Raw genomic sequence first — 17,258 nt, 5'->3', positions numbered from 1 at the left:
CATTAAAGCGTCAAATCAAGTCCCAGGGTAAAGATTCGTGGGGTTGGTCCTCCGGATTCGGGATCCCAGAAGTTCATTTCCGGTGCGTAAAAGCCTACGTTTCGCACGTTCAGGTACAGTCGCAAATTCTGAATTTTTGCGCGTTCCAAAATGGTCTGGGGAACAGTGTAGGCCATGGCGATATTTTCCATCCGAACAAATGAACGGCTTTGGTACACGTTAAATCCTCCGGCTCCACCTTCACTGGAGTACAGTCGGGCCCATTCATTGCTCGGGTTTTCTTCCGTCCAATAGGGGAGAATGTAGGAGTTGGATCGATCCAGGAATCCCTGACGATTTTTACGCTGATTGAAGGTGCCCAAATGGCCCAGGTAGGCGTACATCATGAAAGACACATCAAAGTTTCGCCAAATTTTGAATTCGTTTCGCAAACTCCACCGGGACCGAGGCTCCCGGAAACCAAGGAATTGACGATCGGCATTGGTATACAGCCCATCGTTGTTGACGTCTTCGATTTTAAAATCGCCTGGTTTTACTCCATAATTGGCAGCTTCATCCGCCTCGGGCGTTTGCCAAATTCCATCGGTTCGGTAATCCCAGATTTCGTCGATGGCGTGGTCGATGAACCAACGGTTTCCGATATCATCCAGCTCTTCGCCGTTTTCGTCCAGGTCCCCGTAAAGGCTGACAATGCGGTTCCGGTTCATCTGGAAATTAAGATTCGCCCGCCAGGAAAGGTTGCTGCGGTTAACCAATTGGCTGTTAAGGCTCACTTCAACCCCTCGGTTTCGTACTTCACCCAAATTGGCGAATACAAAATCAAACCCGAGAATATCTGGAAGACTTCGCTCCACGAGGAGGTCGGTGGTCGACATGTCGTAAACCTCGATTGTACCGTCCAGGATGCTGTTAAATAGGGAGAAATCCAAACCCAGGTTGGTAGAGGTGGTCTTTTCCCAGCGCAGGTTGGAGTTTTGCATGGTATTTACATACAGCTGACTAACGAAATACAGTTCCCCACTGGGTCGCTGGTAGAAATATTTTCCGGTTTGCAGGTCGGATAACGCTGCGTAGCGCCCAATGTCCCGGTTTCCGTTCACACCCCAGGAGGCACGCAATTTACCGTAATCCAGCCAGGGAATGTTGACGAAGTCTTCGTCCGTAAATAACCAGGCGAATGCGGCGGAGGTAAAGGTCGCACGCGGGTTGCTTTGTCCAAAGGCGGAATAACCGTCCCGTCGGACCGATAGGGTAGTGATGTACTTATCGGATAGGGAGTAAATAACCCGACCCATCAGCGCGTCGGCCGTGTGGTATTGGTCGTTGCTGGACATGATGGGATTGATACCCGCGCCAATGTTGTGGTAGCCCAGTCTGTCATGGGGTTCAAATCCCACGTTCTGCATGGTATTGTCCCAGCTTTGAAATTTCTCTGCGTTTGCTAGCAGGGTCACGTCAAAGTTGTGGATATTGTTGAAATTTTTATTCCAGCTTAGGATGTTGTCTACCTGCCAGTAGTATACTTTCCGTTGCTGTCGGCTGGCCCTTCCTCCCATATTTTCGAAGTCCTGGTGGCCGGCACTTTCGTGGTTGTACCGTTCGTAAAACTCGTACCGAGGCGTAAAATTGGTTCGGAACTTGATGCCGAAGGGCAGCTCAATGGAAGCAAACAAGGTGGAGTTAATGGTGGTCTCCTTTTGCAGGCGATCGGTAAAACTTGGCGTGTAATACGGATGCCGGCCTCCGCTGACTTCCTCATTAGGCCGGAATCGCAAGCTTACGCCGTCTTCCAGAAAGGGCTCGCCCCAGGGAGACAGATTCACCATGTTTCCCCAGGAAACAGGAATCTGGCTCTCATCCCTGTCGGCAAACTGGGTATTCATCCCCACGGTCAGCCATTCGTTGACATTGCCTTCGATGTTAAAGCGGCTTCGGACGGTGGTGAATTTGTCTCCCACGACCAGCCCTTCGTTGTCCAGGTAGCCCATGGACCAGTAATACTGAAAGTCTTCGCTTCTACCCGAAAGGCTGACGGTGTGATCCTGCCGCAGGCCATTCTGGAACATCATGTTGTACCAGTTGACGCTCTCGCCCGCTTTGTAGTTGGCAATTTCCAGCGGTTGCATGTTCAGGCGCTGCAACCATACGGTTTCGGGATCTCCATCCGATCCGTCGTAGTTTAGCCAGGTTTCCAGTGGAATGTCCGGGGGAAGCGTGTTGGGGTTGGAAAAGCGATAGGGCTCGAATCCACCCGCGTTGATGCTTTCCATCACGTCTTCTCTCCAGGATAGAAACCCTTGAGGTCCATAGACAGGTTCGTTTTTGGCCATGGTGGCCACGCCCCAGTTGGTATTGATTTTTACCTGAGGTTTGCCGAGCGCTCCTTTTTTTGTATTGACCAGCACCACACCATTTGCTGCTTTTGCGCCGAAAACGGCCGCAGAACTCGCATCCTTCAAGACATCGATGCTTTCGATATCGTTGGGGTTGATGTCAGACAATTGGCCGTAATAAATGGCTCCGTCCAATACGATCAATGGGCTGGATCCGGCATTCAGGGAGGTTCTACCTCGTACTTCCAGACTACCGCCTCCTTTTGCGGAGGTATTCAGTCCCACATTCAGTCCGGCGATGTTGCCCCGAAGCACGTCTTGTACCGAATTTGGGTTTTCATTTTCCAATCTGGTAGCCGTAACGGAGGAAACCGCACCTGTTAGGTCCCGCTTTCTTGCCGTACCGTAACCAATAACTACTACCTCTTCCAGAGAAGCGGTGTCCATTAGTAAGGTGACATTGATTTCCGACTGATTTCCGACCGTGATGGTCTGGGAAACAAAACCAACATACGAATAGGTGAGTTCCGAGCCCTCGGGTACACTCAGCGAGTAAGCGCCGTCGATATCCGTGACCGTACCGGTACCGGTACCGGCAATGAAAACGGTTACACCGGGAATCCCTTCCCCGGACTCATCGGTTACCGTTCCAGACACCGTGATGTCGTCTTCGGCAGGAATTGCCAGATTTGGTTGGTCACTTGGGCTTAGCGAGGCCGGGTTTACTACCGTGGGCCTGGCAAAACCTGTCGAAACCAACCACAGACCGATCCAAAGCGTAAGGCCAATCCGCCTTGCACCTTGAATACCATAGGATTGTAAGATTTTTTCCATTTTTTTGGGTTTTAATTAAATGATGGACTCCGGCACTTTGCCGAAATTTGTCTGGTGCAGCAGTCTACCCGATGCACTAAAACGGCTCGAACATAACTAAATAAAATATAACATGCAATCGGTTTCATGCATAGAAAGATTCTTTCGAATGAAAAAATATATTTTTTAGGAGTATAACTATAAGAAAGGTCAAAATAATATTTTTTAAATAGGCCAAGAAAAAATTCGTTTTGAAATTGTCCTAGCCAATACAGGTTATGATTCAAAATATGGTATGGATTTTTGGCAACGTTACTTTATAAAATAAAATATTCCATGGACGTAACCGGATAAAATTCGCTGGCACATAAATTATCGAATAAAAAGCGATACACCACGATCATTTAAAATTCTTCTGCATATACCATGACACAAATAATCGGTGAAATTATCTCCCCTGTAGATTGCCTTTCCCGTCCTTCTTACTATTGGGTGGTTTGGATATGTCCATCCCGGACTTCCTCGAAAAACGGTTTGAGCCATTGAATTTCCTGAATTTTTAAGTAGATTTAAAAGAAAAATAACGGAATAGTAGTAAACGGTATGGTATCCTGTTGCGCCTTAAAAAAATGTCTATCGTTCTTCTCAAGCTGCATTGTAATCCTTTTTGCAGGGCAGGCGATGCTCTCTTGCCAATCGCAGGAACGAGAAAACCTACCCAAACAGGTAGATTTCAACTACCATATCAAGCCTATATTGGTGCAAAAATGCTACCTCTGCCATGGTCCGGATCCCAGTAGTAGGGAAGCGGGACTGCGCCTGGATTTGGCGGAAGGCGCAACAAAGCTATTGGAGAGTGGCCTGAGTGCCATTGTTCCGGGGTCGGCCGCTAAGAGTGCGCTAGTTCATCGCATTACTGAAAGTGATCCGGAGTTAAAAATGCCCCCACCTGCTTCCAAACTAGAACTAACGGCGGTAGAAATCGAGTTGCTAAAAAAATGGATCAATCAAGGGGCCGTTTACGAGCCCCATTGGTCGTTCATTCCTCCGGTAGTTTCTGCTGCCCTGCCTTCCGATGAGTCACTGTCCAGTCAAATTGACCTCCACCTGAATCAAAAAATGGACAGCAAGGGGCTGAAACCGGGTGCTCCTGCCTCGAAATACCAGTTGATTCGTCGGCTTTCTTATGTACTGACCGGCCTGCCACCCGAACCGGAGCGGGTACACGCATTCGTAGCGGATGAGCGAGACGAAGCGTTTGAGTTATTGGTGGACGAGTTCCTCAATAGCCCCGCCTTTGGTGAAAAATGGGCAAGCCATTGGATGGATGTGGTTCGCTATGCGGAAACCCGGGGACACGAATTTGACTTCGAGATTCAGGGTGCCTGGAGATTCCGGGATTACCTGATTCGGGCGATCAATTCGGACGTCTCCTATGCGCAGCTGGTACGGGAGCAATTGGCAGGCGATTTGATTCAGGAGCCGCGCTTGCATCCAGAAACGGGAGCGAACGAATCGGTTCTCGGAACCTTGTTTTTGACCATGACCGAGGGCACGCATAGTCCGGTAGACACGAAAAAGGACGAAGCCGACCGGATAGACAACATGGCCGATGTGATCGGAAAGAGTTTTCAGGGATTAACCGTCGGCTGTGCCAAATGCCACGATCATAAATTTGATCCGATTCCCGCCACAGATTATTACGGCCTGTACGGGGTATTGGGGAGCACCCGATTCAGCCCCATTCCGGTGGGAAACTACCAACAAAAAGCAGCAACGATGCAGGAAGTGCACCGGCTTAAAAAGGAGCTACGGGAGATGATCGCCAATTCCTGGGAGGAATCTACCAGGGATTCCGTGCCTGTACTTTTGGCCAGTCGACAAGGAGCAGTCGCTGCTTCGCGCGATGGAGGAGAAGCGTTAGGTAAGGTTATCGGCGATTTTAGGGGATCGGATTTTGATGGCTGGAAGGCCGATGGTTGGGCATTTGGAGAGGGAACCACCCTCGGAGACCCGCAGCTGGATCCCAAAACCGGTCGGCTTATCGCATTGAAAGAAGGGCTTGCTTCTTCCAGAAAGTTGGGTACGGGAATTTTTGGAGCACTTCGTTCTCCGAATTTCTCCATTGACCGCCGTTATTTAGCCGTACGGGCACGGGGGACGGGTGGCAGCATCCGGATTATCATGGATAATTTTCAGCTAATCAGCTACCCGATATATGGGGGACTGGACCAAAAGGTCAACGATGAAGAATGGCAAAATTATGTGTTTGACCTCGGCGATTGGCAGGGACACGATGCCTACATTGAGCTGTTGCCGGGATCCTTTATTCGACATACGTATCATCAGGACCCCGAAGCCTACATAGAGGTGGCCTACGCGACTGCTTCAGACGAGGAATGGTTTCAGCCAGAAAGCCCGCCTGGCTATTATTCTCCAGCAAACCTGATACCCGTCGCGGTAGACCTCTGGAAAGCCGGAAAAAGTACAGCCACGGACATTAACTTACTCAACGGACAGCTGGAGTCCGGAAAACTCAAACGTCGTTTTCCGGATGAAGTGAAAACCCAGCTGACAATGGATTTATTGCTGGCACAAGTCAGGGACAGTTTGTTTATACAGGGAGTTTCTGAGGGTTTCGCCAGAGAAAGTCCGGTTTTCATACGGGGTAACCACCTGGAACCCGACAGCAAGCCCGCTCCCAGGAGTTTCCTTTCAGCAATTTTGGATTGGCAACAACCGATCCGGGACGCCGGCAGTGGTAGAAAAGAAATGGTCGAAACCATCCTGCACCCGGACAATCCACTCACGGCCCGGGTCATGGTCAATCGCCTTTGGCACCATGTGTTTGGAAAAGGTCTGGTCGAAACGGTGGACAATTTTGGGCTTCAAGGAAAACTCCCCAGTCATCCCGAGCTTTTGGACCGGTTGGCCCTTGCCTTCCGGGAAGAGGATTGGTCGGTGAAAAGCATGATAAAATCCATGGTGCTAACGGAGGCCTTTCGGCGAGGTACTGCAGATGTCAACGAAGAGAGGGATCCGGAAAATACGTATTTAGCGCATTATCCGGTGCGGCGCTTGGAGGCCGAAGCCATTCGAGACGGCTTGTTGCAGGTTTCGGGCTCCCTGGACCGACGTATGTTTGGTCCTCCGGTACCCGTACATTTGACCGAATTCATGCAAGGCAGGGGTAGGCCGGCAAAATCCGGGCCGCTAGACGGTGATGGCAGGCGTTCTGTTTACCTGGAAGTCCGCCGGAATTTTCTGGATCGGATGATGACCACCTTTGATCGACCCACACCCTTTACTACCTTCGGCAACAGGGATGAGACCAATGTGCCGGCCCAGTCCCTTTTTCTGATGAACGATCCATTTGTGGCACAGCAGGCCGAATTGTTCGCGAAACGCCTACTCCAAGGAGCCCATCGATCCACCGACGAACGCATACAGGAGGCCTACTTCCGGGCTTTCTCCCGACCGCCCTCTGCCGCGGAGGTCGAGCAGGGAAAGGCTTTTCTCCAGGAGGCAAGCCGATCGGTAGGAATCGATCCGGCCGCCGGTGATCTTCCCGCTTGGAAGGAGTATTGCCATGCCTTGTTTAATACGAAAGCATTTATTTATTTATTGTAAGCACATGCATCACCATCGTCCAGTTTTGAATAAACAACTCAGTCGCCGGGAAATGTTGCGGATTTGCCGGGGCGGATTCGGATCGCTCGCCTTTATGGGCTTGTTGGGTTCTGTTAGCTCCGCCTGCAAGTCGGACGACCCGCGTTCCCGCAGTTTGCTCAGCCAATTGGCCACGACACCTCATTACCTACCCAAGGCAAAAAACGTGATTTTTTTGTACATGGACGGAGGCGTTTCTCAGGTGGACTCCTTTGATCCCAAACCCAGGTTGGCAAAAGAAAACGGCATGGACCCGACCTTCAAGATTGATGCGACGCAGTTCAATAACAACGGGAAACTCCTAAAGAGTCCCTGGGAATTTAAGCAGTATGGGGAGTCTGGCATGGCCGTGAGTGCGCTCTTCCCCCATATCGCCAGCTGTGTGGATGACTTGGCGCTGATTCGTTCCATGGTGTCCAACTTTCCAGAACATACCAATGCCAATTATTTTCTGCACACGGGCAGCGGGCTACAAGGCAGACCCAGCATGGGTGCCTGGATCAATTATGGACTGGGTTCCGAAAACAGCAATTTGCCGGGTTACGTGGTATTGGATGGTGGCCTGGTACCGCCGGGAGGGGTAGACAATTTCAAAAACGGCTTTCTTCCGGCAGATTACCAGGCCTCGATCATGAAAACAGGAGATACGCCAGTAGCAAACATTCAGCCCGACAGCAGCATGGCTGGTTTTCAGCGGGACAAACTCGACTTTATACAAGCCATGGATCGGGAAAGCGAGGACAAATCGCAGGAGGTAGAGGCAGCCATTAAGAATTACGAGTTGGCCTACCGCATGCAGTCGTCGGTGCCGGAGCTCAGCGAATTCGCCGCCGAAAGCAAGGCTACCCAACGGTTATATGGCCTGTTTGACAATGACCCCAATACGCGGAGCTACGGCGCCCAATGCCTAATGGCGAGAAGGCTGGTGGAACGTGGGGTACGATTTGTGGAGTTAACCTGTCCCTATCAAAAAGGAATCGATCGCTGGGACCAGCACAGTGGACTAAAAGACGGGCACGAGCGGAATGCACATGCCGTAGATCAGCCAATTGCAGGGCTACTCAAGGATCTGAAATCCAGGGGACTGTTAGAAGAGACACTGGTGGTTTGGACGGGTGAATTTGGCCGTACGCCCTTTGCCCAGGGGAAAGATGGCAGGGACCACAATCCATCTGCCTTTAGCATGTGGATGGCGGGTGCTGGCATCAAAGGGGGAACCATTTTTGGCCGCACGGACGATTACGGCTACCGGGTCGAAGAAAATCCGGTTAGCATACACGATCTACATGCCACCATTCTTCATTTGTTGGGCGTAGACCACAAGCAATTGACCTATCATTTTGGCGGAAGGGATTTCAGATTGACCGACGTTCACGGCCATGTGGTGAAGGATGTGCTGATCTAGATTGGTTTTTGCCTACCCCTTCGCCTGGACCAACCGATCCTTATTCATGCTCCCTGATAGAAATACGATCAGGATAGAAGCCATAAACATAATCAAGCTGTAAATTACCACCGGTATAGCCATTGCTGAATTTTGCAATAAGGTAGCTGCAATCATGATACCCAGCGTGCCATTCTGTATACCGGATTCGATGCTAATGGCTACTTGTTGTCGGGGGGGAAGTGCCAATAGCCTAGCCAAAAGCAGCGATAACCCAAATGTAAGTATATTCAAAAGCAAGGTTACCGGACCAGCCTGGGCGAAGAACTCCCGTATTTGGTCTTTTTCATTTAGGATTGCTCCTCCTACGACAAGAACGAAAAACACAATGGAAGCGACCCGAACCGGACGATCCGCCTTTTGGGTTAAACTAGGGAAGCGATTTTTAAGCCACATACCAATGGCTACCGGAACCAACGTTACCCCCGTAATTCGGAGCACGGAAGGTATAAATGGAAGAGATACGCTGCCAGCTTCGCCAAAATATGTAATGGAAAGATTGACTAATAAGGGAATGGTAAAGACGGTAATGATGGAACTCATAGCCGTCAGGCTAATGGACAAAGCGGTATCGCCTTTACTCAGATGAGTAATTAGATTCGAAGTAGGGCCGCCTGGGCAGCAAGCGATTATCATAATTCCTACGGCCATCGTTCCTTCCAATCCGAAACTCAAGACCAAAGAAAACCCCAGTACGGGCAATAGTACCAACTGGCAAAAAAGGCCCAGAACCATGGCTCTGGGATAGGTGAAAATGTTTTTAAAATCGCTAGTAGATAAGCTTAGTCCCATACCCAGCATAATAAAAGCTAAGGCAATAGGTAAAAAGACAGCGGTTATCAGGTTGCTTTCCATTTGGGTTTATCCGATGGTATACTTACTTCTTCCGAATATAAGTAGGCTACGGGAGACTGGCAAATAGTGTAGTGAAAATGATTGACCCCACCTTAGGGAAGCGGCATGCACTCCATTATGTATTACTGCTGTATATAACCCGAATCTATCTAAGCCAGCTGTTTTTTTCCCGCCTTTTTCAGAAAGTTGTAATGCGATTTGAGGGCTGATGCGAAGCTTGTATTTTCGTGGTAGGGCAATCCGAATTCCAAAGAAGTGTTTTTAACGATTTCCGAGATTTGCGGGTAATGGATATGACAGATTTTTGGGAAAAGGTGATGCTCCACTTGTAGGTTCAGACCACCACATAAAAAGGTGGTCAACCGACTATCTCTTGCAAAGTTAGCGGTAGTTTTCAGCTGATGCTCGGCCCAGGCTTCTTCTATATTTTCATTTTTTTCAGGATCTGGTAGAGAGGTTTGTTCCACTAGATGCGCTAGTTGAAATACCAGGCCGATAACCAACCCCATAGCCAGATTAAGCGCCAAAAAGCCGATTAGGAATTGCCACCAGGTAATGCTCATTACCAGCAAGGGTAGGATGATGAAAAGGCTATAGTACATCAGTTTGTACGAAAACAGCTTGACATATTCTATTCTCGGATGGTTGCTTTCATGTTGGCCAATTTTCTTCTGGAAGAACTTTTTGTAGTCTTTTTTAAAAAACCAGGACACCGAGGCTAGCGAATACAAGAAAAAAGCATAAATGTGTTGATAGCGATGGATCGGGTGATGTTTTTCCTTTTCTGAAACCCGTACAACCCCGGGCGCTATCTCCAGGTCGCCGTCGTGCCCTACAATATTGGTGTAGGTATGGTGGATTTTATTGTGAGTGATTTTCCAAATATACACGTTGGCACCGATGATATTAAAAATAAAACCAAGTGCATTATTGATCCATGGCTTGGATGAATAAGAACCGTGAAGTGCATCGTGACAAATATTAAAGCCAATAAAAGCCATGTTCATGCCAAGGGCGATAGCAAGCAAAAGGGATACCCAGGAAGGAAATACTTCCAGTAAAATGGCCAGGTATAGCAACACAAAAGAGACCAGGTAGATGATGGTTTTCAGCACCATGGCCCCATTTGCTTGTTTTGTCAGTCCATTGGACTGGAAATAATCGTTTACGCGTTCTTTTACGGTTGTAAAAAAGCCTGAATTGGTTTTATCGACGAATTTAAGAGGTAAGGGCATACTAATGATTTTTGTCCTTTTTAGAATGATTGGTGTTTCTTATATGATAATAACAAAATATATTACTAAATAATTTAAAAAATAAGAAAATTTTAAAAAGTAATGTGGAACAATTTCACGGCTATAGCCTCAAATTTTTTGCCGTACTTTTTGTTAGTTCATGCGATTCGCCAAGGCCAATGCCGGTTAGGATTCGTCCATAGTGCCACGTTACGCGTTCTTGATTTTCCGTGGTAATGAGCGTTAGCAAAAGCAGTCTGCTTCTCCCTGAACGCCCGCCAGGTTCTCAGCCAGGAACGGCTTTCTTTCTGAGATGCCAGTCCGGCGTATGGCGCTTGTAGTCCCGGGGGTACGATTCGGAAAATTCTATACGAAAGCCTATTTTGGTGCGGCATATTGGGAAAGGATATGGTTGGTTTGGGTTTCGGCCAAGGCATGCAGGTCGATATCGAGTAGGTTTTTGTTCACGTCAACCACCTGCGTTTTCATCGCATCCGGAAGGTTTTCGTACCCATGAAAAGCTCCCAAAATTCCTCCCAGAATCGCCGCCGTGGTATCGTTGTCCCGCCCATAATTGACCAGGAAGGTGAGGCTGTCCCGAAAGTCAAAATCGGCAACCAACATCGCGGTTAGTACCTGCAAGTGAATTTCTCCGGCATGGAAGGGCATGTCTTGCAGGTGCTTGTCCAATAAGACAAAAGCCTGCTTCATGGCGCTTTTTTTAGCGGATGCGGTACCTGGGAGGTTTTTTTCCGGAATCGAGGCTCCCTGTACGGTTTCGGCTATTTCCCGCGCAATCTCAAGGGCCCGGTAGCTACTGCGACCTACCAGTCGGCTTTTGAAAAAGGATTCCGGATCCACCGATCGCAGCACGTCCAATAATTTTGTTTTGTCGCCATTGGCAGTCATGGCCGCTGCCGTCATGGCCGCCGATAAGGCACTGATATCCTTGGCATAGCCAATATCGTACAAACTCAACCGATAGGCCTGTTCATAGGCCATCTCGGGCTGACCTGGATAGCGAAGGCCGATCGCCGGCGCGTACAACAGACCGGCACAGACCATTTCTCCCCCATAAAATTTGCCCAGTGCTTGCTGGTAGCCCATCAGGTCTTCGTTCAGGATCGGTTTAGATACCTTGTACCACTCCTGCAGCCACAAAACCCGCAGGTTAGCGTATTCCAGGGCTTCGGTTTGTTCCGGCCTAAGTGTTTGAAAATCCGAAAAATAGGCTTCGTACTCCCGGACGATGTGTCGTGAAAATGCCGTGGGGTCCAGTTCCCGTGTAGGTTGCGTCTCCAGGTATTCGAATACGAGCTTTTTCCAACGGGTATCGTCGGTGGTCCCTCCGGCGGGTAGATTGACTTTCCAGGTTCCTTCCGGGGAGACTTCCCGTACCATGGAATCCAGATCGTCTACCCAGCCATAGGTCCGATCGATGGACTCCCGGTCCCACATCTCTGTGGGGGCGCCCATGGCGTCACCAATGGCGCTACCCACCAGCATTCCTTTTACTTTATTTGCCAGTTCATCTTTACTGAGGGGTAAGGGCAAGGGGGAGCCTTCAGATTGATCCGTTTGATGTTCTGTGGGATCCGAAGAGCAGGCCTGCATTGATAAGATCAAGAGAAAGAATAGTAACCGATTAAAATGCGTCATGAAGGATCAGTTGGATGGCATGATGGGCGTATATTTCTTTTTCTTCCAGGGATAAGTCCAGCGGTAACTGTGCCAGTCCAAAGAGTCTGCGGAGAATTTCTATTCCGGTAAAAGCGGCCAGCAGGGCTTCATCCAAGGGATACGACTCCAGAAGACTCTTGAGACGGTTTTCCGGTACTCGGGCAAGGTGCAAATGAGCCAGCATTACCGCCAGGTCAAACTCGGGATCTCCCAAAAAGGCAAATTCGGTATCAATGATTTTCAATCCCCCAGGGCTGGAAAGCCAGCTACCCGGATAAAAGTCGCCGTGTATCAATTGTCTTCCTGGGGAAAGGTACCGCTCGCCCAATTGCATTACTTTTGCGATCAACGCCGGGTCTGTTTTTATCATCCGGGATAATGGCTGCAGGCCGGGTTGAATGCCATCCAAATCGAAACCATTTTCCTCCTGAAAGGGAAGCACAAAAATGTGTTGGTGATTTAATGCGCGCATGGCCTGGTTTTCCGGAAAAGCCTTTACTTCGAGTTGGTGTAGTGCTTTAAGGTAATTCAGCAAATCTTCGGCCAGGGCTTCGGTGAATTGATCGGGCTGTTGGTAGATTTTCAGGTAATCTGCTCCTTGCTCCACAAACTCCATGGCGAGAAGCCAGGAATCCGGATCAAATGCGATGATTCGTGGAGAATAGCCGGCTAAATCTGTCTGGCTTGCCAGACATTGGTAATACTGATATTCGATGCCCGTTCGCTCCGGAGGGGCCGGCACCTGCGGATATTTGGCCACAAACGGTCGGGATTGCTTTAGAATAATGGTTCGCTTGTCGGTCGCAACCGCCAGGGTGACGTTCATGTTTCCTTCCCCAGCTTTTCCGCTGGAGCGCACCGATTCATCCGGATGCAGAAATCCTCTTTTTCGCAGGTAGTCGATATGATCTTGGGTCAATGGTGCCCGTAGCAGCATCTGAAATGGGGTGTAATTCGTCGTTGGCTTCGTTTCTCAAAAATAACCACCATAATTGGTTCTGGCCTCATCACTCGTGAAATAAAAATCCCGGGTAGCTGTTCATTCCTATTGTTAACTGTCCTATTTTTGGGCCATGAGTAAAACGACAACGGAATTTGCCCCGCTTCTGCGCCAATTGGGCAAGGAGCTGGATGGGGAACTGCATTTTGACAGCTTGATGAAAACCTTGTATGCCACGGATGCCTCGGTCTACCGATCCTTGCCGCTGGCAGTAGCTTTGCCAAAAACATGCAGTGATCTGAAAAAACTGATCCGTTTTGCGACAGAAAACGGTACCTCCCTGATTCCGCGTACCGCCGGTACCTCTCTGGCTGGTCAATGCGTGGGTGAGGGCATTGTGGTGGACGTCTCCAAATACATGAATAAAACCATCGAGTTTAACAAGCAGGAGGGATGGGTTCGCGTACAACCCGGAGTCGTCCGTAATGAATTGAACAACTACCTCAAAGAACACGGGTATTTTTTTAGTCCCATTACCAGTACGGCTACCCGGGCCATGATCGGTGGAATGGTGGGGAATAACAGCTGCGGAACCACCTCCATCGTCTACGGAAGTACCCGGGAACACGTGCTCGAACTTAAGGTCCTGTTGAGCGATGGGACGGAGGCGGTATTTAAATCCATGAGCCCTGCGGATTTCGAATTAAATTGCAAGCAAGATAACCTGGAAGGAGCACTCTACCGCCACATACGGGAAGAGCTTAGCAAGCCGGAAGTACAACAAAACATTCGGGAGCATTTCCCCAAGGCGGCCATACACCGCCGAAATACGGGATATGCCCTCGATTATTTGCTGGAATCCCAGCTGTTTTCGGAATCCCAAAATCCATTCGATTTTTGTAAATTGCTTTGCGGGTCGGAGGGTACCCTGGCCATCACCACGGAGATAAAAATCCACCTGGATCCACTACCTGATCCCTTTGATATCGTAGTGGCAGCGCATTTTGATAGCATCCACGACAGCATGAAGGCAGCGCAGGTGGCCATGAAGCATGCACCCACCGCAGTAGAGCTGATGGATAAAATCATCCTGGACTGTACCAAGGAAAATGTCGAACAAAGTCGAAACCGGGATTTTGTCGAGGGAGACCCCAAAGCCATTCTCATGGTGGAATTTCGGGGAAAAACCATCGAAGAGGCCAAAACACAAGGATTGGTTTTTGTGGACGCCTTAAAAAACGCCGGTTTAGGCTATTCTTTTCCAGTCATTGGCCCGGATCGGACCAACAGTGCCTGGCAGTTGCGCAGTGCGGGCTTGGGGCTGCTTGCCAACATTCCCGGTGACAAAAAAGCCGTAGCCTGCATCGAAGATACCGCTGTGGCGATAGAAGATCTGGCAGACTATATTGACGAGTTCGCCGAAATAATCAAGGAATTTGGGCAGGAACCGGTTTATTATGCCCACGCTGGCGCCGGCGAAATCCACTTGCGCCCCATCCTGGATCTGAAAAAGGCCAGGGATGTGGAGGAATTTTACCGGATTAGCGAAGCCAGTGCCAAGCTGGTAAAAAAATACAAGGGATCCCTGAGCGGGGAACACGGTGACGGCCGGGTGAGGGCTGCCTTTATTCCCATGATGGTCGGTCAGGAAAACTACGATCTATTTAAGCGATTGAAAGCTACCTGGGACCCCAACGGAATATTCAACCCTGGAAAGATTGTGGATGCACCGCCGATGAATACTTCCCTTCGCTACGAACCGGAAATGGTAACCCCGGAGTTTCCGACAAAATTTGACTTTAGCAATGTAGGAGGCATTTTGCGCATGGCCGAAAAATGCAATGGATCGGGGGATTGCCGCAAACTGCCAAATTCCGGTGGAGGTACCATGTGTCCCAGTTATCAGGCCACCCGCTACGAAAAAGATACCACCCGCGGACGGGCCAATACCTTGCGGGAATTTCTGACCAATAGCCGAAAGGAAAATCCTTTCGATCATCCGGAAATCAAAGAGGTGATGGATCTTTGCCTTTCCTGCAAAGGCTGTACCTCCGAATGCCCCTCCAACGTGGACATGTCCACGATGAAAGCAGAATTTCAGTACCAATACCACAAGACCAATGGGGTGCCGTTACGGTCCAGGGCATTTGCGTATATCAACAAACTAAATGGTCTGGGAAGTATGGTTCCGGATATATCGAATTTTTTTCTTACAAACGCTGCATTTGGAGGTGGATTGAAAAAGTTTTTGGGCGTAGCCCCGCAACGAACCTTACCGACAATCAGCAAGCAGTCCCTTAAAAGTTGGTACAAAAAGGAGTACCGAACGCTTTCAGGCAGACCCATCATCAAATCGCTGTATTTTTTCTTCGACGAATTTACCAATCACAACGACACCGAGATCGGCATCAAAGCCATCACGTTATTGCGCCACCTGGGCTACGAGGTGAAGATGGTAGATCATGCGGAAAGTGGGAGAGGGGCCATCTCCAAAGGCCTGTTGGATTATGCACAAAAAATGGCCGAAGCAAACGTTGCCTTGTTTGCTGACCTGGTAAATGCAGACAGCCCCTTGATTGGTTTGGAACCATCGGCCATTCTGAGCTTTAGGGACGAATACCCTCGTCTGGTGAACAAAAGCCTTCGGGAAAAAGCCAAATCGCTTAAATTTCATTGCGAAATGATCGATGAGTTTTTGGCGAAAGAAATTATTGCTGGAAATATCGGTCCCGATGCCTTTACCTCGGAAGCCAAAATCGTCCACCTGCACGGGCATTGCCATCAAAAAGCCCTTTCTTCGGTGAATTATACGAAGAAGCTGCTTGAATTACCTAAAAACTACCGGGTTCAGGTGATTCCTTCCGGTTGTTGTGGGATGGCAGGATCTTTTGGCTATGAAAAAGAGCATTACTCGCTGAGCATGCAGATTGGCGAGATGGTATTGTTTCCTGCTGTCCGCGCTGTGGAAGCAGACGCATTGATCGCTGCGCCCGGTACAAGTTGCCGGCATCAGATTTCCGATGGTACGGGCAAAAAAGCACGGCACCCTGTTGAGATTTTATACGCCGCGGCCGGCTTGTAGTGAGCCGCGCTTTTATGCACAAAAAAAACCCGGAATTCAAGTATTCCGGGTTGAGGGTTGGTTAGGAAAGGAAATAGCTTTTCTCCACCTAGCCGTTGAACGTAAATGGAGGGAGCGGGATGATGGCGCCGCCTTTCATGGCGGATTCGTGCGCCAAAATCCCCACGCACGTGATGTTTGCCGATTGGCGGGCATCGGGATAAGGTGCCCGTCCTTCCTGCAATGCGGTGACAAATTCGTGAACCAAATGCGGGTGCGAACCACCATGACCTGCACCTTGAATAAAGGATAGGTGTTGGTTATCGTCCGAGTCGTATACGCCCGCGGTCGTGAAGGAGGAAATTTCTTCCGGTAGTAAGTGGGCATAGTCCGGTACTTTCACTCGTTCTGGCTTTTCACCGGTATGAACGACGGGATCCTCGTGTTCAATCAGCGTCCATTCGAAGGATTTCTCCGAACCGTACGCGTCAAAGCTTTCCCGGTATTGCCGGGCTGTGTTGAACAGTGAGCGGGTAACCTCAGCGGACAGATCGGAATCTTTCAGTTTGATATGGCAGGTTTCGATGGCGAAGGGCGAACCGTATTTTTCGATTAGGTTTTCGTCAATTCTGCCCGAACCAAAGCAGGATACGTATTCTGCTTGCCCTTTAGCCAGCGCCAAAACGGGACCTACGCAGTGCGTGGCGTAATGCATGGGGGGTAAGCCTTCCCAATACCCAGGCCACCCGGCCATTTCCTGCTGATGACTGGCCCGAAGAAATTGCAACTTGCCCATTTCGCCTTTTTCGTACATTTCCTTGACAAAAAGAAATTCCCGGCTATAGATAACCGTCTCCATCATCATGTAGGTCAGGCCGGATTTCTCCGTTTCCTCTACAATTTGCCGGCATTCTTCGACCGTGGTAGCCATGGGCACGGTGCAGGCTACGTGCTTTCCGGCCCGCAATGCTTTGAGGGATTGCTCGGCGTGTGCCTGAATGGGCGTGTTGATATGGACGGCATCAATGTCCGGATCCTTTAGCAATTCATCGTAATCGGTATACCGTTTTTCGATGCCGAATGCATTGCCGATTTCGTTGAGTTTTGCTTCGTTTCGCTGACAGATGGCATACATATTGGCCCCGGGGTGTTTCTGGTAGATGGGGATAAATTCTGCGCCAAATCCAAGCCCGATGATGGCGATATTGAGTTTTTTATGGGTCATAAT

General features: G+C 49.5%; 9 protein-coding genes. 3 read left to right on the top strand and 6 right to left on the bottom strand.

Going from position 1 to position 17,258, the window contains the following annotated elements; translation table 11 throughout:
* Positions 1-2: 2 nt before the first annotated feature.
* Positions 3-3,167, bottom strand: a complete 3,165-nt coding sequence (locus tag BMW71_RS04485) for a SusC/RagA family TonB-linked outer membrane protein (protein ID WP_092169948.1) — start codon at positions 3,165-3,167, stop codon at positions 3-5.
* Positions 3,168-3,749: 582 nt separating this feature from the next.
* On the opposite strand from BMW71_RS04485, the gene BMW71_RS04480 reads away from it, so the two are divergent.
* Together BMW71_RS04480 and BMW71_RS04475 are read left to right on the top strand one after the other, a co-directional pair.
* Positions 3,750-6,776, top strand: coding sequence for a PSD1 and planctomycete cytochrome C domain-containing protein (locus BMW71_RS04480; RefSeq protein WP_244891075.1), 3,027 nt, complete (start codon positions 3,750-3,752; stop codon positions 6,774-6,776).
* 25 nt (positions 6,777-6,801) lie between these two features.
* Entirely contained in the window at positions 6,802-8,220 is a 1,419-nt protein-coding gene (locus tag BMW71_RS04475; RefSeq protein ID WP_244891074.1) for a DUF1501 domain-containing protein, read from the top strand.
* 12 nt (positions 8,221-8,232) lie between these two features.
* Here BMW71_RS04475 and BMW71_RS04470 read toward each other — a convergent pair whose 3' ends face one another.
* The 4 genes from BMW71_RS04470 to BMW71_RS04455 all read right to left on the bottom strand — a co-directional run bounded on the left by BMW71_RS04470 (position 8,233) and on the right by BMW71_RS04455 (position 12,966).
* Positions 8,233-9,114 (bottom strand): bile acid:sodium symporter family protein, encoded by an 882-nt coding sequence (locus tag BMW71_RS04470; protein WP_092169940.1) that lies wholly within the window; start codon positions 9,112-9,114, stop codon positions 8,233-8,235.
* Positions 9,115-9,263: 149 nt separating this feature from the next.
* On the bottom strand, positions 9,264-10,349 hold the full coding sequence (locus tag BMW71_RS04465) for a fatty acid desaturase family protein (RefSeq protein ID WP_092169938.1): 1,086 nt from the start codon (positions 10,347-10,349) through the stop codon (positions 9,264-9,266).
* Positions 10,350-10,727: 378 nt separating this feature from the next.
* Positions 10,728-12,008 (bottom strand): ADP-ribosylglycohydrolase family protein, encoded by a 1,281-nt coding sequence (locus BMW71_RS04460; protein WP_177179568.1) that lies wholly within the window; start codon positions 12,006-12,008, stop codon positions 10,728-10,730.
* Positions 11,995-12,966, bottom strand: a complete 972-nt coding sequence (locus BMW71_RS04455; protein ID WP_092169933.1) for a phosphotransferase — start codon at positions 12,964-12,966, stop codon at positions 11,995-11,997. The genes BMW71_RS04460 and BMW71_RS04455 overlap by 14 nt, the downstream gene beginning before the upstream one ends.
* Positions 12,967-13,102: 136 nt before the next feature.
* Here BMW71_RS04455 and BMW71_RS04450 point away from each other — a divergent pair, with 136 nt between their 5' ends.
* Entirely contained in the window at positions 13,103-16,051 is a 2,949-nt protein-coding gene (locus BMW71_RS04450; RefSeq protein ID WP_092169931.1) for an FAD-binding and (Fe-S)-binding domain-containing protein, read from the top strand.
* 88 nt (positions 16,052-16,139) lie between these two features.
* On the opposite strand, the gene BMW71_RS04445 is transcribed toward BMW71_RS04450, so the two are convergent.
* Complete coding sequence (locus BMW71_RS04445) at positions 16,140-17,255, bottom strand: Gfo/Idh/MocA family protein (RefSeq protein ID WP_092169928.1); 1,116 nt, start codon at positions 17,253-17,255, stop codon at positions 16,140-16,142.
* Positions 17,256-17,258: the final 3 nt, after the last annotated feature.

The organism is Cyclobacterium xiamenense (genome assembly GCF_900109255.1).
Lineage (GTDB): Bacteria > Bacteroidota > Bacteroidia > Cytophagales > Cyclobacteriaceae > Cyclobacterium > Cyclobacterium xiamenense.
The sequence above is the reverse complement of the archived record's forward strand: the minus strand, read 5'-3'. Positions and strand labels throughout refer to the sequence as shown.

Coding starts and splice junctions, on each gene's coding strand:
- BMW71_RS04445 (WP_092169928.1), bottom strand. CDS start 17,255: ATGACCCATAAAAAACTCAATATCGCCATCATCGGGCTTGGATTTGGC.
- BMW71_RS04485 (WP_092169948.1), bottom strand. CDS start 3,167: ATGGAAAAAATCTTACAATCCTATGGTATTCAAGGTGCAAGGCGGATT.
- BMW71_RS04460 (WP_177179568.1), bottom strand. CDS start 12,008: ATGACGCATTTTAATCGGTTACTATTCTTTCTCTTGATCTTATCAATG.
- BMW71_RS04465 (WP_092169938.1), bottom strand. CDS start 10,349: ATGCCCTTACCTCTTAAATTCGTCGATAAAACCAATTCAGGCTTTTTT.
- BMW71_RS04455 (WP_092169933.1), bottom strand. CDS start 12,966: ATGCTGCTACGGGCACCATTGACCCAAGATCATATCGACTACCTGCGA.
- BMW71_RS04470 (WP_092169940.1), bottom strand. CDS start 9,114: ATGGAAAGCAACCTGATAACCGCTGTCTTTTTACCTATTGCCTTAGCT.
- BMW71_RS04480 (WP_244891075.1), top strand. CDS start 3,750: ATGGTATCCTGTTGCGCCTTAAAAAAATGTCTATCGTTCTTCTCAAGC.
- BMW71_RS04450 (WP_092169931.1), top strand. CDS start 13,103: ATGAGTAAAACGACAACGGAATTTGCCCCGCTTCTGCGCCAATTGGGC.